General features: G+C 32.8%; 18 protein-coding genes. 3 read left to right on the forward strand and 15 right to left on the reverse strand.

Annotated features, from left to right (window positions below; genetic code table 11):
- Positions 1-298 precede the first annotated feature (298 nt).
- Positions 299-574, forward strand: a complete 276-nt coding sequence (locus ACI9TV_RS13450) for a hypothetical protein (protein WP_415251332.1) — start codon at positions 299-301, stop codon at positions 572-574.
- Between the two features lie 109 nt (positions 575-683).
- Here ACI9TV_RS13450 and ubiE read toward each other — a convergent pair whose 3' ends face one another.
- The 11 genes from ubiE to ACI9TV_RS13505 are packed head-to-tail and all read right to left on the reverse strand — an operon-like array spanning position 684 to position 10,656.
- Positions 684-1,406 carry a bifunctional demethylmenaquinone methyltransferase/2-methoxy-6-polyprenyl-1,4-benzoquinol methylase UbiE gene (gene ubiE, locus ACI9TV_RS13455; protein ID WP_415251333.1) on the reverse strand — a complete coding sequence of 241 codons (723 nt, stop codon included), beginning with the start codon at positions 1,404-1,406 and terminating at the stop codon, positions 684-686.
- Positions 1,407-1,408: 2 nt separating this feature from the next.
- Positions 1,409-2,395, reverse strand: a complete 987-nt coding sequence (gene ribD, locus ACI9TV_RS13460; protein ID WP_415251334.1) for a bifunctional diaminohydroxyphosphoribosylaminopyrimidine deaminase/5-amino-6-(5-phosphoribosylamino)uracil reductase RibD — start codon at positions 2,393-2,395, stop codon at positions 1,409-1,411.
- Positions 2,396-2,431: 36 nt separating this feature from the next.
- Complete coding sequence (locus tag ACI9TV_RS13465) at positions 2,432-2,881, reverse strand: ribosome maturation factor (protein ID WP_415251335.1); 450 nt, start codon at positions 2,879-2,881, stop codon at positions 2,432-2,434.
- Complete coding sequence (gene rbfA, locus ACI9TV_RS13470) at positions 2,881-3,243, reverse strand: 30S ribosome-binding factor RbfA (RefSeq protein ID WP_415251336.1); 363 nt, start codon at positions 3,241-3,243, stop codon at positions 2,881-2,883. Before rbfA ends, ACI9TV_RS13465 begins: the two co-directional genes overlap by 1 nt.
- Entirely contained in the window at positions 3,244-5,817 is a 2,574-nt protein-coding gene (infB, locus tag ACI9TV_RS13475) for a translation initiation factor IF-2 (RefSeq protein WP_415251337.1), read from the reverse strand. It lies immediately after the preceding gene.
- Complete coding sequence (locus ACI9TV_RS13480; RefSeq protein WP_415251338.1) at positions 5,801-6,064, reverse strand: hypothetical protein; 264 nt, start codon at positions 6,062-6,064, stop codon at positions 5,801-5,803. Before ACI9TV_RS13480 ends, infB begins: the two co-directional genes overlap by 17 nt.
- A gap of 30 nt (positions 6,065-6,094) precedes the next feature.
- Positions 6,095-6,976, reverse strand: a complete 882-nt coding sequence (gene thrB, locus ACI9TV_RS13485) for a homoserine kinase (protein ID WP_415251339.1) — start codon at positions 6,974-6,976, stop codon at positions 6,095-6,097.
- 24 nt (positions 6,977-7,000) lie between these two features.
- Positions 7,001-7,462: a hypothetical protein gene (locus tag ACI9TV_RS13490; RefSeq protein WP_415251340.1), complete on the reverse strand. Its 462-nt coding sequence runs from the start codon at positions 7,460-7,462 to the stop codon at positions 7,001-7,003.
- Complete coding sequence (lpxC, locus tag ACI9TV_RS13495) at positions 7,455-8,339, reverse strand: UDP-3-O-acyl-N-acetylglucosamine deacetylase (RefSeq protein WP_415251341.1); 885 nt, start codon at positions 8,337-8,339, stop codon at positions 7,455-7,457. Before lpxC ends, ACI9TV_RS13490 begins: the two co-directional genes overlap by 8 nt.
- A 12-nt stretch (positions 8,340-8,351) precedes the next feature.
- Entirely contained in the window at positions 8,352-9,716 is a 1,365-nt protein-coding gene (locus tag ACI9TV_RS13500) for a M23 family metallopeptidase (RefSeq protein ID WP_415251342.1), read from the reverse strand.
- A gap of 1 nt (position 9,717) precedes the next feature.
- A complete protein-coding gene (locus tag ACI9TV_RS13505) occupies positions 9,718-10,656 on the reverse strand; it encodes a DHH family phosphoesterase (RefSeq protein ID WP_415251343.1) in 939 nt (312 codons plus the stop codon).
- A 141-nt stretch (positions 10,657-10,797) separates the two neighbouring features.
- Between ACI9TV_RS13505 and ACI9TV_RS13510 the strand changes: the two genes are divergently transcribed.
- Entirely contained in the window at positions 10,798-11,691 is an 894-nt protein-coding gene (locus ACI9TV_RS13510; RefSeq protein ID WP_415251344.1) for a GGDEF domain-containing protein, read from the forward strand.
- Positions 11,692-11,744: 53 nt separating this feature from the next.
- On the opposite strand, the gene flhB is transcribed toward ACI9TV_RS13510, so the two are convergent.
- From flhB to nadA, 3 genes are read right to left on the reverse strand one after another with little or no spacing between them, the layout of a single operon-like run.
- Positions 11,745-12,800 carry a flagellar biosynthesis protein FlhB gene (gene flhB, locus ACI9TV_RS13515; protein WP_415251345.1) on the reverse strand — a complete coding sequence of 352 codons (1,056 nt, stop codon included), beginning with the start codon at positions 12,798-12,800 and terminating at the stop codon, positions 11,745-11,747.
- Between the two features lie 13 nt (positions 12,801-12,813).
- The gene (gene nadC / locus ACI9TV_RS13520; RefSeq protein ID WP_415251349.1) at positions 12,814-13,629 is read right to left on the reverse strand and encodes a carboxylating nicotinate-nucleotide diphosphorylase; all 816 of its coding nucleotides are present in this window, start codon (positions 13,627-13,629) and stop codon (positions 12,814-12,816) included.
- Entirely contained in the window at positions 13,626-14,624 is a 999-nt protein-coding gene (gene nadA, locus ACI9TV_RS13525) for a quinolinate synthase NadA (protein WP_415251346.1), read from the reverse strand. Before nadA ends, nadC begins: the two co-directional genes overlap by 4 nt.
- Before the next feature lie 275 nt (positions 14,625-14,899).
- Between nadA and ACI9TV_RS13530 the strand changes: the two genes are divergently transcribed.
- Positions 14,900-17,113 carry a patatin-like phospholipase family protein gene (locus tag ACI9TV_RS13530; RefSeq protein ID WP_415251347.1) on the forward strand — a complete coding sequence of 738 codons (2,214 nt, stop codon included), beginning with the start codon at positions 14,900-14,902 and terminating at the stop codon, positions 17,111-17,113.
- Between the two features lie 49 nt (positions 17,114-17,162).
- On the opposite strand, the gene ACI9TV_RS13535 is transcribed toward ACI9TV_RS13530, so the two are convergent.
- Positions 17,163-17,502: mechanosensitive ion channel domain-containing protein (locus tag ACI9TV_RS13535; RefSeq protein WP_415251348.1), on the reverse strand; the 340-nt coding region annotated here is incomplete at its 5' end.

Below are 17,502 nucleotides of genomic sequence, written 5' to 3' on the forward strand. Positions count from 1 at the left end.
TTCTTCAAAGATAATTTTTTCTAGTTGTTCTGGTCGTCTATTGGAACTAAAGGAAGTCCTACAATCTTTACAAAAATATCGTTTAATTCCTCTCCTCATACCCTTAGAAATAACATTTTTAGATTGATAATTTATGCATATTTTAGAGCTTTTTTACAGCCATTTGTAAATAAACCTTTGTTTACTCCCAATATACCATAGTTCGAGAGGTGTTTTAAGCACCCATATTTTTCATTAAGTCAAAACTGATTAGTTTCAAGAACTATATACTCTTTATAATGAAAATCTTAGCAATAAAATGGATTCTTTACCAACACAAAAACCTATTTATGAAGTAGTGGGTTCACAAGAGTATTTAACATCTCACATTGTTAAGGGAGGTTTTTCAAAATCTGGGGCTATAGAGCACTTTGAAACAGTTGCTAATGACTTAAAAGAGATACTCTCTAAAAGTAATTTACATGATGGTGTCTATGTGAAAATAGAACTCAAAGAGAGTATAAAACTTTATGAAAAAATTGCAACAGGTTTAAAAGATTTGTGGAGATTTGGGGATTTTGATGTTATTGCTTAATCTCAGTAATAATAATAAGGTGCAACGAGGTTTTTAACTCCAAAAGGTATTTCTTTAATGGCAAATTCCCAAGTCAAACTTGGGGATTTATTAAACTTGAGAACTAAAATTATTTCTTTCTAGCTATAAGAAGTGTAGATATATCCATAGAAAAACTCTTAGTGTAGAGCATTTCAAAACCTGCACTTTCTAATTCGTTTTGCATATTTTCAACTGTTGAGAAATCTTCTATAGAGTTGGGTAAATACTCATACGCAGCAAGATTTTTCGAAATCGCTCCACCAACTTTTGGGAGAACTTTATTCATATAAAAATCACGTATTTTACCCAGTAATGAAGGATTTTCGTTTTTCATAAATTCTAAGATAACAACCAGACCATCTTTTTTAAGTACACGGTTGAATTCAACAAGAGCTTCTTTACGTTCAACAACATTTCTTATTCCATATGTGATACTAAGAATATCACTACTTGCATCTTCTAATGGGATTTCAGTAGCTTTGGCTATATGATAGATAAAAGTAGGATATTTTTTTTTCGCTACATCAACCATCCCCACAGATGGATCTACACCAACAATATTTTTAATTTTTATGTCAGCACGCTGTGCACGACTTCGCCAAAAGTCCATCATATCACCAGTGCCACAAGCTACATCTACTATTTGAGGTATAGATTCTTTCCCGTAGAACTTGTAAGATAAATCACAAGCTTTTCGTCTCCAAGATTTATCAACACCCATACTCATAACACGATTTGCAGTATCATATGTTGGTGCGATATCATCAAACATTGATACAATTTTTTCTTGTTTTTGTTGATCTTGAGCCATAGTTAAACTTCCTTTTTCATCCACATAATTATATCTTGTGTCTCTTTCTCTATATTTAAAATTTCTAGTTTATCATTACTGACATTAAAAATTTCTTCTCCACCCAACTTAGGGGCCGTGTAAGACAAATACATATCCACATATTCACGAGAGAGTTCATACATACTTGATGTCCCTTCTATCATTATATTTTTATATACTTCTAATTTTGAGAAATCATTTTCTATAAATACTTTTCTATTCGCCACACTGAAAAGTGGGATTGTAGTATCAAACTCTTTCTCACGTGAGAGAATAAGTACATCAGGAGCTTTTCCATCTACTAACCTTGCATCTAGTGTCGGTCTGTCAATGCGTACTGTATTTCCACCTATAACAAGTAGGTCACACACATCACGCATAGCATGAACATTCTTTCTTGATTCAGCTGAAGATATTTCCATTCCATCAGTAGTACCATTAAGTCTTTGTGCCCATTTAAAAAATACAAAGTTTTTTTCTCGCCATGTATTAAAAGGCAATAATAACGCATCACACTCTTTTTCTAATAACTCAGTATATACCGTACAATTATTTTTAGACAAAATCATGTTTCCATTTTCTGCCTGCGGATTAGTATCATAACTACCCACATATACTTCTTTGATACCAAGATCACTTATAAGTGATGCACATGAGGGCGTTTTCCCAAAATGAGCACATGGTTCTAGCGTTGTATACAGCGTAACGTTATGAAATATATTGCTATGATTACTAAGTAAATGAGTATGAATATCTACCGATTTTGCTAGTGATAAAATATAAGAGTCTTGTGTAAGTTTGTAATACGCAGCTTTTAAAGCGTTAACTTCAGCGTGAGCTTCACCCGCTTTTCTATGGGCTGCAACAGCCAATATTTCGTTATTTTTACCGACTACACAACAACCAACTGCTGGATTTGGATATGTTAATCCCTGATATTTCCAAGCCTCTTTCAAGGCTAATTTCATAAAAAAATCGTTATTGATTAACATTAGCTTGTAAGCTTACCACTCAAAGTATGTTTTAGCTTTAATAATATCATTAAATTCAACTTCAACAGTTTCGTTTTCAAGTTCTACAAAAAGCTTTGAACCTTCAACTTTAAGTAAAGTTCCTCTATATTTTACTTTTTCATTCGCAAGTATAGAAACTTTTTCTCCAAGACTTAATTTAAAGTGATTAATAGTCGTAATTTTTCTCTCAATACCAGGAGAACCAACTTCAAGTCTATAATCACCAGAAACGGGAGGAGTAACATCTAAAAGTGGTGAAATAAGATGCGTTAATTCTATATATGCATCTAAGGGCACACTCTTTCTCTTACCATCTTCTATCTCTTTTGAGATAACACCTATACGATAAATAGTTTCATCATTTTCATTTACAATGCTTGCATCATAAAGTTCTAAATCAACTGAAGTAATAAGTGAGTTTATATCGCTTTGTAGTGACATTAATCTTCCTCTTTATCTTTGGCAATTTTTTTAAATAAATCATCAATATTTTGAGCTTGTTTTAAATGCTCATCAAATTCAAATGTGAATTTCGGACAACGGTACCAGCCTTGATCTTTCAAACAATGTGTTTCTACTATAGGACGGGCTTTACGAAGAAGTTTAAGGTAGTCACGCTTTTCTTGGTCTGAGTATTGGGCAGGATCAATATAAACCTTTGCATCACTTTTACCACGAGCACATTTCACTTCAAGAATATTTAGATTATGAAGTCTTTTATCATTCATGTGCGCAAGAGCTTGAGGAATCAACTCTTGAAGAATTGATTCAGTTCTCTTGATCTTTATCTGAGCTTCTGTCATTTATAGACTTACTTTTTGCTCAACTTTTCTGAATGTTTCTAGTACATCGCCTGGTACAACATCGTCATAACCACTGATAACAACACCACATTCATAACCATTACCGATTTCTTCAACATCATCTTTGAAACGTTTAAGTGAAGTAAGCTCACCTTCGTAATGAACAACACCATCACGAATAACACGAACCATACCACCACGGATAAGTCTTCCATCAACAACAACAGAACCGGCAACAACACCCTTAGGTATTTTAAATACTTCTTTAACTTCTGCTTGACCAGTATTTTCTTCAGTATATTTCGGAGCCATCATTCCTGTAAGCATTCCAGTAATATCATCTATTAGTTGGTAAATAATTGAGTATGTTTTAATCTCAACACTTTTTTGCTTTGCAGCAGCTTTTACACTACCTGTAGGACGTACATTAAATCCAAGAAGTACACAATTCTCAGAGTTGTTAACAAGTTCAACATCATTTTCTGTGATTCCACCAACACCTGAAGAGATAATGTTTACTTTAACTTCATCATTTCTAAGTGCTGTAATAGATGATCTAATTGCTTCAAGAGTACCATGAACATCAGTTTTAAGAACAACTTTAAGAGATTTAAGTTTACCCTCTGCAATCATTGCTGTCATATCTTCTAAGCTAGACTTAGTTGAGATAGAAAGCTCTTTATGTCTATCATACTCATGACGTTTAAGCGCAAACTCTTTTGCTTCTTTGTCATTATTCATAACTGTCATAAGTTCACCAGATGCTGGAACTTCATTAAGACCAGCAATTACTGCTGTATGAGATGGTAAAAGAGTTTTTATTTGTTTGTTGTTTTCATCTAACATTGCTTTAACACGACCATAAGCAGCACCACAAACTACATAATCACCAACTTTAAGAGTACCATTTTGAACGATAACTGTAGCAACTGGACCACGACCTTTTTCTAAAGAAGATTCAATAACAGCTGCTTTAGCTAATGCATTTTCATTTGCTTTAAGTTCTAATATTTCAGCAGTAGTAAGAATATTTTCGAGTAAATCATCAATACCCATTCCAGATTTTGCAGAAACAGGAACAAATTCTATATCCCCACCCCAATCAACTGGATTAATACCCTGCTCAGCCATTTGACCTTTAACCATATCTGGTTGTGCAGTTTCTTTATCCATTTTGTTTAGTGCAACAATAATTGGAGCACCTGATTCTTTTGCCATTTTGATAACTTCAAGAGTTTGTGGCTTCACACCATCATCAGCAGCAACAACAATAACGATAATATCTGTAATATCCGTACCTTTTTGACGCATATGAGAAAAGGCAGCATGTCCCGGAGTATCTATGAATGTAATCGGTTTACCATGCTGTTCAATTGTATATGCACCAATATGCTGTGTAATTCCACCCGCTTCACCATCTGTTACTTTTGCTTCGCGTATTGCATCAAGAAGTGATGTTTTACCATGATCAACATGTCCCATAATTGTAATAACAGGAGCTCTTTCAGTTGCATCTGGATCTTCTTCAATATCTTCTTCATCCTGAGTAAACTCATCTTTTGGATCAATGATAGTTACTTCAACTTCAAATTCTTCAGAAAGAATTTCAATCTCATCATTTCCAAGGAAATCATTTTTAGTCATCATCATACCAAGATCAAATAGAACTTTGATAATGTCAGATATAGGACGATTGAGAGCTTCTGCAAATTCATAAACACGGATATCTTCAGGAATCTCTACGTGAGTGATTACTTCATCTTCTAGTTTAGCTTTTGCATACTTTGTCTTTTTCTCTTTACGAACTTTTCTACCACGAGGCGCTTGTTTTTTATTTGCATTTCTACCAGCTGGTTTCGGTGGTCTAGGTTTTCTTGCTTCTTCTTTAGGTAAAGGAGCACGTTCTGTTGAGTTTAAATCAAGAAGAGTTACTTGTCCATCCATGTCCATTGATACATCAGCCATAGCACCACCGAAGATATCTATACGTTTACCTTGCTCTTGTTTTCGAGCTGTACTAGATGAAGTTCTTGATCTTTTCTTTTGCGCAAGTTCTTCTAAAACTTCAGCACTCATTTTTCCATATGAGGATACAGAAGCTTGTTTTGTAGGTAAATTATAATTTTCTACAACTCTTGGCTTTTTCTTTTTAACAATTTTAAGACCAGACTTTTTCTTTATAGGAACAATAGTAGTTTTAAGAGTAGTTATTTTATTCACTACTTTTATTGGATCTTTTTTTACTTCAGAAGTTGGAGTTTCTTCTTTTACAGGAGAGTCCTCATTCTTTACTTCTGCCTTTGCTTCTACAACTTCACTTTTCGCTGTTTCGGCTGGAACTTCAGTTTTTTCTTCTACTACTGCTTTTTTTACAGTATTCGTTGCTATAGGAGCTGCCGGTGCTTTTGCTTCACCATTCATAATGAACTTCATTAAATTATCTGCATCTTCCATTGTAACTGAACTATTTGCTGCTTTTGCTTCTATATTTAAATCTAAAGCCTTTTTAAGAACGTCCTTTGGAGTAATTCCTAATTCTGCTGCTATTTCACTTACTTTAACTTTTTCTGTCATCAGTGATGATCTCCTTTAGTCTGTTTACTAGTCTTTCTTTTTCGCCACTTTTACACTGTCGCATAAGTGCTTTAATGATTTTCTTCTCATTGCTAAGACAATCATTACATATATAAAAACTTCGCCCAGTATTGTTAAAAGCTTCTAATAAACCTTCTTTACATTGAAGTCTTACTAAAAGCTTTTGCTCCTGTCTATTTCTACATGAAATACACATTCGAATAGCTTGATGAAAATTTTTCGCCATTATATCTAAAGTTTGCTTGATTTAATAGAGTTACTTCTCTATTATCAGCCCATTGTTATCAAAGTCAAGTATTTTGACTATAAAGTCTGGAAATTTTTGACTTAATTTATTTGCAATCATAGCTGCATCTTCATCATACGCCATTGAAAAAAACGTTGAACCACTTCCGGAAAGTGTACTCATTAGTGCTCCACTTTCATACGCAACTTTTTGAACAGAAAATAACTCCGGTAATGTTTTCATTCTAGCCTTTTGATGGAATCTATCTTGCGACGCAAGCTTAAGCATTTCCCAATCTTCATTAAAAAATGCGGCCACACTCAAGGCTGTATGAGAAAGGTTATACGTCGCATTTTCCTTTGAGTATGACTTTGGAAGTAATGTTCTACCTCTCGCTGTATTCATTTGCTTATTTGGAATAACTACTATCGCCTTTATATAATCAGGTAAATGTTTTTTCTGTGAAAACACTTTGTTTTTTTCAACTGTTGCCGCATTAAATCCACCCATAACTGCAGGAGTTATATTGTCGGGATGAGATTCGTATACAAGTGCATGGTTTAGGATTCTTCTTTTTGAAACTCTAATACCGGCAGCTTCATGTGCTGCAGCAATAGCTGAAACAATTACAGCTGATGAAGAACCTAAACCTCTAGACATTGGAATAGAATTATAAAAAGTAAATTTAAAATTTTGTTTATTCTTAGTAAGTCGCATATAGTGCTCATTAAAAATACTTATAAAAAGATTATTGCCCTTTAATCGAGGGTTATTTTCACCTTCACCTTTAATAGCTACAGAAAAAAACTTTGAGTGGTGAAACTCTACACGATTACGTAAGTCAACTGCTAACCCTAAGGAATCAAATCCTGGTCCTAGGTTAGCACTTGTCGCTGGTACACTTATTGTCATGATTTATCGTAACCTTGTGATTATCTAACCAACAGCACCTATACTATAAAGCGGTGTTGATATCGTACTAAACTCATTATAATCAAGTACATTTGGAAGAACAAAGTTCGACTCTGGTACTGTTTCTAACTTTTGAGTTTTTATTTCTGAGTTTATTTTAACAAAACATAACTTTCCAATCGCTTTGATTGGCCTGTTTTGATTAAAATAAAATGCATCTGTTGCAAAAAGTGGAATTTTCTTCAAAATACTCATAGATTTTAAAAAAATATACGCAACTTTAATCGCCATAAAACTACCTGGACCATTTGCATAAAAAAATCTCTTTACATCATATATATTAAATATGTCATTAAAGGTGGTAGCTAAAACGTCAGAACTTTTTTTCGAAGAACTAATGCTATCTATAAGTTGCTTATCTTCATAAATTCCGATTTGTATCGGTGAAGATAATGCAATAAGAAGAATATCTACTTTTTTATGCATACGCTTTTTCAAGGGCTGCAGTTTTTTCCCCAACTAGCTCAATCACCTCATAGTTTTCAGGGTTTTTGAGTAGTTCTAATGTCAGCTTATGATTTAGGTCATGACTTCCAGCAAGGGCTTCATAGTTTCCTACAAAATTCATACCTATTAAAGACATATCTCCAATAGCATCAAGAATTTTATGTCGTACAAACTCATCTGTAAATCTTAGTCCTTCCGGATTTAAAACCTTTTTATCATCTAAGACTATTGCATTCTCTAAAGAACCACCAAGTGCTAAACCTTTAGAACGAAGATACTGAACTTCATGTAAGAATCCAAAAGTTCTTGCACGAGAAATTTCATTTTTGTATGATTCTTTTGTAAATTCTAAAACATAATCTTGATTTTGAATCACAGGATGAGGAAACTTAATTCTAAAGTCATACTTCAGATCAGGTGAAGGAGATAGTTTTACATACTTCTCTCCTTCTTGAACGATAATATCTTTTTTAATACGCATAACTTTTTTTGGTTGGTCTTGTTCTTCTATGCCAGCTTCATCTAAGAGCATACAAAAACTAGCAGAACTTCCATCCATAACAGGAACTTCATCTGCATCAACAATCACTTTTAAATTATCAATTCCATATGCATAAATAGCAGAAAGGAGGTGCTCTATAGTAGAGATCACATGACCGTCTTTACCTATTACAGTAGCCATTTTTGTATCTACTACATTTTGTGGGAGTAAAGGTATAGCAACATCAACGTCACTACGATAAAAAACAATACCACTGTTAGAACTTAATGGTTCTAGTTTAAGTTTTACAGGGGAACCCTTATGAAGTCCTATTCCGACAAGTTCAACAGGTTTCTTTATAGTAGTTTGGTACATGTATCGCTCCAATTAACTTTTATTTATTATCTTTTTCGATTCTTTAATAACATTCGTAATATTTAGTTTTATCCATTGTGTATCCATCCACTCTTCTGGACGAACTTCAACACCTTGAACTAATACACCAAAATGTAAATGATCACCCATAGCATAACCACTTTTTCCAGTATTGGCAATATCTGTTTTTACTGAAACTTCATCATCTGTATTTACATTAACACTTGAACAATGTCCATAAAGTGTATATAAACCTAAACCATGATCTAGCATAGGCATATTACCATAAAGACCATTATACTCTGTATAGACAACTTTTCCAGCATTTTGTGGTTTGATACTTGCCATTGCATTTGAAGCTAAATCAAGTCCTAAATGGTAAGATTCACTGATCTTTTTACCTTTATAAAAATACTTTCTATGGTCTCCAAAAGATGCAACTACTTTCGCATTTTTAAGTGGATACATTTTATTAATTCTAAAACTATCAATTTGTTCATCTGAAACAACAGCACCCATATCATGAATGAGCTTTTCATTTTTAGCCCTTACTTTTTCATTTATAATTTTAAACTGTTCTACAGAATCAAATACACCTTGAGTTTCTTCAAACTCTTCGGCTAAATCAGCAATCTTTCCTTCTAAAAATTTATCAGATATTTTAATTTTTGAAATTTTATATTTTTTTGCTTTAAGATACAGTGGGATATGTGTTTTTTTGATATTTCCTGCAAAGTCTTTTGCTACAATCGTAGCGTCAAAACTACTACTAGTAATCGGCCATGCAATAAGTGAAATATAATAACCTTCTTTGTAGAAAGGCTGAGGCTTAAAAATATTTTCAGCACTCGTTTCTATATAAATATCTTTGAGATTCTCATCTTTGACTTTGAATATTACCAGAGCTGCACCTCCTTTTTTAATCCCATAAGAATTACTAACAATACTTGTGTTTGGTCTTCTTTTATCTATAAGAATATGAAACTCTTGCTTAACGCTGTTTCCCTTTAAAAAATTCCATGAGCTTGCATCTGTCGCCTCAACAGAAACTGTAATCTCATTATCTTTTAATGCAAAAGCATTTCTTGGTGCTTTAACATCAATCTCCATCGATTTTTCAGCAACTATAAGCTGTTCATGACTAAGAGTTTCCTCTCCCTTGGAACTTTTAAAAATAACCTTATATGACTTTACCCCACTTTCATCGCTTAATGATAGTTTCAATGACTTTTTAAGATTCCAATATCCATTATTCTCCATTGTAACAATGGGCACGTCTTTTTCAAACATTGATGCCGTATTTACATATATTACAGATGCTATGATTAAACCAAAAATTATGATTCCTAATGTTGACTTAGATTTACTTTTTCCCAAACTATATTTCCTTATTTAGTAATTTTAAAATTTCTTGTGATGCATCTTCAAGAGTACAAGTACTACGCATAGTAAAACCTGCCCTACTCTTATGTCCGCCACCACTATACTTTGATGCTATCTTTGATGCATCAATATTTCCACACGTACGTAAAGAACCTTTAAGACTTAAGTCTTTGTTTTCTTTTAATAAAACAGCTACTTCAACTGTTGGTAGGTGAAGTGACTCTTCTAAAGCCCCCTCACAATCTTCACCAATAGCTCCAGTTTTTTTCATATCTTCATTACTTACTAAAAACAAGGCTATTCTAGCATCATTAAATAAACTCATATTCCCAAGCATAATTGCTTTGAGTCTTAAGCTTGCCAATGATTGGTATTTCATTATGTATTTGTTACATAGTTTATACTCTGCACCCGACTCTATTAACATCTTTGAAGTAGCCAAGACTGTACCATCGACATCATCAGACATAAAACCATCAGAATCATCTAAAAGCCCTGCGTAGAGTGATGTGGCCATCTTTTTGTTAATAGGTATTTCATTTTCTAAAAAAAAATTACAAAGAATTTGACTCGTACTTATACACTTCGTGTCAACTAAATTATATTCACCATATTTTGGATTACTTTGGTGATGATCTATATTTACCAAATCACATTCTATATCAATCCCAAGTCTAGCTATAGAACCACAATCCAAAGCAATTGCCAAATCCCCTGAAGCTGGAAATGAATTTCTCACTTTGTCAGCCCATGGTAAAAAAGACAACTTTGGATTTATATTTTTACTTACACAAAAAAGAGATACCTTTTTATGTAAGGTAAGTATGTATGTATACATCGCACTTGCAGAACCTAGTGAATCAGCATCAGGGTTTATATGCGCAATTACTACAATATGTTTGGCAGAATCAATTCTTTTAATTATATCTTTCATTAAGTGCAATTATACTATTTTTCTATTTGTTATTCATTTTATAAAGTACTTTATATTTTATGTAATAGAATTTTTAATTAAGTCATAAGTTACAATTATTTATAATGATGTAATATGAGTTATATTTATAAAAGGTATCTTATGAAAAATGATGACAGAATAGATATACATAAAGACTTATCTAGTAATTTAAAATCAAATTTGGAAATTCATTTAAAAAAATTGATAGGATTATTTAAGATACTTGTGTGTAATAAAAATATTGACAATTTAGATAATTTACTAGAAAAGCAATCATACGCTAATTGTGAAATTACCCATATGTTGAATGCAGTTTTAAATTCAAAAATAAAAACTATAGATGATAAAAAAGATAAGATATTGAATTTAGAAGGAGAGCATGAACGACTTCATAAATTACAAAACTCTTTATTGTTGGAGTATGGTACGTCAGGAACTGTCGGTGAGCAAACTTATGAAGATTTTGCAATCTTAGAGTTTCAATTTATGCAAAACTTAACAACATTAGTAATTGAAAGTGAAAACTATGAGAAAAATTTTGATGGTTTGACAAATATATTTAATAGAAAATACTTTTTTGAAAAAATCGAATATGACTTTTCAAAGGCTAGACTTACTAGAACCGATTTTACAATAGTTATGGCTGATATCGACTACTTTAAGAAAATAAATGATACATATGGGCATCAGGTAGGTGATCAAGTTTTAGTAGAAATAAGTAGAATTTTTGTTGAACATATAAGAGCATACGATATTGTTGCCAGATATGGTGGAGAAGAGTTTATCTTTTTTATGTATACAGATGCAAAAGAGACAGTTATTATATTTAATAGAATTCAAAGTTTATTGAAATCTGAAGAGTTACAGATTGGTAATCATAGAATACAATTAAATTGTTCTTTTGGCGTAGCACAAGATAGGAATGATTCATCTGTGTATGAGTTAGTCACGTTAGCTGACAAAGCATTATTTGAAGCTAAAACAAATGGTAGGAATAGAATCGAAATTATTTAGTTTTTATAGAAGTATATATTTATCAATTTTTACATTAAAATATGTATGAAAAATTAACGTTTTCCCTCATTCATTTTATAAACATATGCAAGTACTTCTGCAACTGCTGCATAGAGTGCTTCTGGGATTGGGTGATCAAGGTCAACATCATCGTATAAACTACGTGCAAGTGGAGGATTTTGTACAATGTGGACTTCATTCTCACGTGCTATCTTTTTTATTTGTTGGGCTATATGGTCCATTCCCTTAGCAATTATTACAGGTGCATGTTTAGTTTCATCATACTTTAAAGCAACTGCATAGTGTGTTGGGTTGGTAATAATAACATCTGCTTTTGGTACTTCAGACATCATTCTTTGGCTCGACATTTCCATCTGCTTTTGTCTAATCTTTGCTTTAATTAATGGATCCCCTTCCATATTTTTCATTTCATCTTTAATCTCTTGCTTACTCATCTTAAGCCCATCAAAGTACTGTTTTCTCACTATAATTAAATCTATGAGAGCAAATATAAATATAATAAATAACATCACAAAAGCAATAATAATCATCTTATCTACAAGCCAATCAAGTTGATCATCTAATCCAAAAAGTGCAACTGTAGGAAGTTCTTTTATAAACATAAAAAAGAAAAGAAATCCAACACCTAGGGTTATAAATGCCTTAAAGGTAATCTTGACTCCTTCAATGAGCTTCTTCATTGAAAAAAGATTCTTTGTTCCTTTAATAGGGTCAATTTTACTAAACTTTGGTTGTATTGCTTGAACAGTAAAGAGAAATCCAAACTGTGCAACTGCTGCAATAACACCAGCGGTGGCGACTGCTACAGCTAAGGGCATTATGATTAAAAGAAATTCCCGTATCGTTACTATTGCTATATCTATCATAAAGAGTCTATCAAGAGGGGTGCCAATAAGGGAAAAATAGTACTGAAAAAGGATTATGGTATGTTTAGCCATAAATGGGAAAAGCATTAAGAGTGAGAGGATGGCGACAAAAAGAGTTACAACACCTGAAGCATCTTGAGATTTAGGGACATTTCCCTCTTTTCTCGCATCTTCAATTTTTTTATCGGTGGGTTCCTCCGTCTTTTCCTGATCGTCAGCCATTAATTAAAGGTCCTTAACGCATCTTCATCGATAAGTCTATCCAATTTGCTTGGTGAATTAATGATCCACTGCTTATAGCGTCGATTCCTCTTTTTGCATATGACTCAATGCTATCAAGAGAGATATTTCCACTTGCCTCTAGTAGTATATGCGGGAAATTTTTATCTCTAAAGCTTACCACTTCAAAAATTTGATTTAAAGTCATATTATCACACATTACTATGTCACTTCCAGCTTCCATAGCCTCACATGCAACCTCAAGTGTTTCTGCTTCTACTTCAATTTTTGCGGTAAATGGTATTTTTTTTCTTGCTTTTTCAATGTATTCTTTTAAGTTTTCTATAGTCTTTAAATGTGTGTCTTTTAACATAAGAGCATCATCAAGACCCATTCTGTGGTTTACAGCACCTCCACATCGTGTAGCATACTTTTCAAACACTCTTAAAAGTGGTCTTGTTTTTCTTGTATCTAAAAGTTTTACACCGTAAGGTTCAACAATCTCTACATATTGTTTTGTTAGCGTTGCGATAGAACTTGCATGAAGAAGCATATTTAGTACTGTTCTCTCAACTCTTAAAAGTGTATGAGAACCTCCTCTTAAAGTTACGAGTACTTCACCTGCTACAAACTCATCAGAATCTTTCTTAGCCCAAATAACTTCAAAACCTTCTAGTTTTGCTAAAACATTCACATACTCTACTCCGGCAAGAACACCATTACTTTTAGCAATAATCTCTGCTCTTGCATCAATACTTGGTTCCACTAAAGCGTATAAATCTCCACGACCGACATCTTGCGCAAGGGATTCTTCTACAAATTTTCTTATCATAACGCCAACATTCTTTCTAAGGCTATTTTTGCCCATTTCTGCGTTTTTTCTTCTATATGTATCTCATTGATTGGTTTGCCATCATCAATTGCTTTTAGCGTAAGATACACATCTTCTAAAGTTGTTTCATTCATTGTAGGACACTCAGGTTTTGTTGAAGAAAGCACATAAGTATTTGATGGACGTAAACGGTTGACCATGTTAAACTCGGTTCCCACTGCAACTTTTTGTTCAGCTGGAAGTTCTTTGATATATTTAATGAGTTGAGAAGTTGATCCAACAAAGTCAGAAGCATCGCAAATCTCAGGATCACATTCTGGGTGAACTGCGATTAAAATACCTGGAAATTTATTTCTATAAAACTCTATATCATCAAGACTAAAGAGTTGATGAACGGAACAAAAACCATCATAACAGATAATGTCATTATCTTTAGGATTTTGACCATCTCCAATTATCATCGACTCTAAACCCATCTGATTCGCTATGTTTTGACCTAAACATCTATCTGGAACAAAAAGAATTTTTTTACCCTCTTTGAGTGCTTCAGCAATGATAATTTTAGCATTAGAGCTTGTACAAACTAAACCACCCATTTCACCCACTTTCGCTTTTACATCTGCATTTGAGTTAATGTATGTAATTGGTAAAATCTCTTCTTTTGTAATGCCATGTTCTTGCATAAATGCTACAGACTCTTCAAAGTAAAGTCCATCTATCATTTTTGCCATTGCACAACAAGCGATCTTTGGCATAACAACACGTTTGTTTGGACTGAGCACCTTTACACTTTGTCCCATAAAACCAACACCACAGAAGAGAACAAATTCTGCATCATCATCCCTTGTTCGAGTAGCAAGTTCTAAAGAGTCTCCTGTGATATCTCCGATATCAAAGACTTCGTCTCTTTGATAAAAATGCGCGACCACAGTCACATCTAATTTATTTTTTAATTCATTGATTTTTTCTATGAGTTGTTCATTCGTAAATTGCAAAAAAGTATCCTAAATAATTAAATTATATAATTATATCAAAAAGATTACGTAGATAAGAAAATTAAAATAACTAGCTTAAAACTCCAGCTTATCTTTAACATTGCTTTTAAATAAAGGTCTAACGAACTGAAGAACTTTGTAGTGTATTTAGTTTTTTACTATATATCCATACCCTTATAATTACGCCATACTGCCTTAGCCTAGTTGCTAGTTATGGTTCCATAATTTTCCTGAAATAAAAAGATATAATATATTAAAAATAAATGAGAAAAACTATGAAAAATAGATTCAAATTCACTATATTACTTTTGCTACTTATAAGCTCTATGAGCGCGAAGGATAGAGCTTCCATAGCTCTTGTTTTGAGTGGTGGTGGTGCTAGAGGTGGAGCCCACGTTGGAGTTTTAAAGGTTTTGGAAGAAAACAACATACCCATAGATTTCATAGTTGGCACAAGTATGGGTTCTTTTGTTGGTGGGCTTTATGCTTCTGGAAAAACATCAAAAGAGATAGAGAGTATACTTGTCTCTACTGACTGGGAGAAGCACATAAGAACTGACTTTAAACGTGAGGATATACCCATACGTAAAAAAGAAACTGAGTATAAATACCAAGGAAAGTTGGGTTTAGGGGTTGATGCTAAAAATAATTTAGTATTGCCTACTGGTGTCTTAAAAAGACAGCCTATGCTCATGAAATTTAAAAAAGAATTTGAGCATGTGGAAGATATAAGAAACTTCAATGAATTAAGTATACCTTTTCGCGCTGTCGCTACCAATATTGTAAATGGTGAAGCAGTTATTCTAAAATCTGGTTCTTTAGCAAAATCCGTTTATGCATCGAGTGCTATTCCTGGTGGTTTTCAGCCCATTAGTATAGATGGGACAGATTTAGTTGATGGTGGAGTGAGTAACAATATACCTATAGACGTAGCAAAAGCAATGGGTGCTGACATTATAATAGCTGTTGATGTTAGTGAAAATTTTGACAAAAATTTAGATGTAAACTCATATTTTGTTGTTATGGGGCAACTTATAAATATTTTAATGAGAAAAAATGCAAATGAGTCCATAGCAACTTTAAATGAAAAAGACATATTAATAACTCCAAAACTAAAGGGTTTTACTGGTCTTGATGCGCATAAATATAAAGAGATAATACACGCAGGAGTAGAAGCTACAAACGAACTATATGATACTAAATTAAGACATCTTTCTATAAGTAAAGTAGAATATGCTCAATACAAAAAAAATCATAAAAAAAATAACTATTTAAAAATTAAAACGATAGATAAGATTGTGTTAAATAATAAAACTCAGGTTAGTGATGAAGTTATATTGGGTAAGATAAATCTACAAACTGGAGATATTCTTGATGAAGACAGATTAAGAAAAGACATTCTTAGTATATACAACATGGGACAATTTGATAGTATTGATTATACTTTAGAAGAAAAAAATTCTAAAAATATTTTACATATCGTAACGACTCCTAGCTGGGATTCAAATGGAGAAGTTCGTTTTGCATTTGGTATAGAAGATGATTTTAAAGGTCACTCCGCATATTCGTTAAAGCTTGGCTATACAATGTTTGGCTTGAACGATTTTGGAGGTGAATGGAAAAATGATTTTGAAATAGGTAGAAAAAAAGGAGCTTATACAGAATTTTTTCAACCACTGAGTCCTCTTCAAAAATTTTATATAAAACCTTCTTTAATTTACGGTACAACAAATGAATTAATTCCCGCAAAGACATTAAGTCTTGGCACTATAGGTAACTACGAGATGGATGTGGAGAGGTATGGAGCTACACTTAGCATTGGGACGCACATTTTCACTAACTACGAAATTGAGGCTGGTATATCAAGATATAAAGACAGTCTAGATGTGTCATTATTAAAATTTAATAGTAACTATGATGGAGTTCCTATTTATGCTTCATTAAAAATGGATAATCTTGATAACCTTAATTTTCCAAACAATGGATTTAAATCAAATATTCTTTGGACAAAAGAGATGAATAAACTTGGCAGTGATTACGACTATGAACAAATTTATTTAGACTTTGAAAAGCCTATCACTATTAACTCTCATAATCTAACAACTTATCTAAAATATGGATCAACATATAAAAAAGACGGAATAACATCCCTTCCCGGAAGCTTTACACTTGGTGGTCTTTTTAACTTATCTGGATTTGCTCCGTATTCTTTGAATAATGACAACATGTTCTTAGGTCTAATAAAGTATAGATATCAGCTAAAAGATGGCGGTTTCTTTGGCTCCTTAAATACCCCGTTGTATACTGGTTTTAGCTTAGAAGTTGGTAATACTTGGGGAATAAATGATAGTGTTAGTTATAACATGATGAATAAATCAGCAACATTATATTTAGCTGCTGACACTGTACTCGGACCATTTTATTTAGCCTATGGCTTTTCAAGTGCAAATGAAAGTACACTCTATTTATACTTAGGAGAAAATTTTTAATTAATCCTTTTCATAATCAACTTTAAAATCAACAATTTTTCTTCTATACTCATCCGATAATGTCCAGTTGGTAATCTCTTTGGCGATAAAATAAGCATTCGGTATGGATAACATCGGAGCCATCAAAGGTTTTTATAGTGCTTGATCTTGCCCCTATGCTTTGAACTGAACCCATTGTTTTATTTATCTCTATAGCATTAGCTATTTGAATTGCTCTCTCAAATACCATAATAAGCCCCGAAACAAAGTTAGCGATGATGTTTCTAAGACCAACACTAATACCAACACCAAGAGCACCAAACACTAAAGTAAACTGTTCTGGAGTTACACCCAAAGAAGACAAGGCTATTATTGTACCAGTGATTATGATTATATAGTATAAAACAGTG

This window comes from Sulfurimonas sp. (assembly GCF_047622445.1).
Classification (GTDB): Bacteria; Campylobacterota; Campylobacteria; order Campylobacterales; family Sulfurimonadaceae; genus Sulfurimonas.

Bases quoted from the DNA above. Each gene is read 5' to 3' on its own strand.
- ACI9TV_RS13450 (WP_415251332.1), top strand. From the start codon at position 299: ATGGATTCTTTACCAACACAAAAACCTATTTATGAAGTAGTGGGTTCA.
- ubiE (WP_415251333.1), bottom strand. From the start codon at position 1,406: ATGGCTCAAGATCAACAAAAACAAGAAAAAATTGTATCAATGTTTGAT.
- ribD (WP_415251334.1), bottom strand. From the start codon at position 2,395: ATGAAATTAGCCTTGAAAGAGGCTTGGAAATATCAGGGATTAACATAT.
- ACI9TV_RS13465 (WP_415251335.1), bottom strand. From the start codon at position 2,881: ATGTCACTACAAAGCGATATAAACTCACTTATTACTTCAGTTGATTTA.
- rbfA (WP_415251336.1), bottom strand. From the start codon at position 3,243: ATGACAGAAGCTCAGATAAAGATCAAGAGAACTGAATCAATTCTTCAA.
- infB (WP_415251337.1), bottom strand. From the start codon at position 5,817: ATGACAGAAAAAGTTAAAGTAAGTGAAATAGCAGCAGAATTAGGAATT.
- ACI9TV_RS13480 (WP_415251338.1), bottom strand. From the start codon at position 6,064: ATGGCGAAAAATTTTCATCAAGCTATTCGAATGTGTATTTCATGTAGA.
- thrB (WP_415251339.1), bottom strand. From the start codon at position 6,976: ATGACAATAAGTGTACCAGCGACAAGTGCTAACCTAGGACCAGGATTT.
- ACI9TV_RS13490 (WP_415251340.1), bottom strand. From the start codon at position 7,462: ATGCATAAAAAAGTAGATATTCTTCTTATTGCATTATCTTCACCGATA.
- lpxC (WP_415251341.1), bottom strand. From the start codon at position 8,339: ATGTACCAAACTACTATAAAGAAACCTGTTGAACTTGTCGGAATAGGA.
- ACI9TV_RS13505 (WP_415251343.1), bottom strand. From the start codon at position 10,656: ATGAAAGATATAATTAAAAGAATTGATTCTGCCAAACATATTGTAGTA.
- ACI9TV_RS13510 (WP_415251344.1), top strand. From the start codon at position 10,798: ATGAAAAATGATGACAGAATAGATATACATAAAGACTTATCTAGTAAT.
- flhB (WP_415251345.1), bottom strand. From the start codon at position 12,800: ATGGCTGACGATCAGGAAAAGACGGAGGAACCCACCGATAAAAAAATT.
- nadC (WP_415251349.1), bottom strand. From the start codon at position 13,629: ATGATAAGAAAATTTGTAGAAGAATCCCTTGCGCAAGATGTCGGTCGT.
- ACI9TV_RS13530 (WP_415251347.1), top strand. From the start codon at position 14,900: ATGAAAAATAGATTCAAATTCACTATATTACTTTTGCTACTTATAAGC.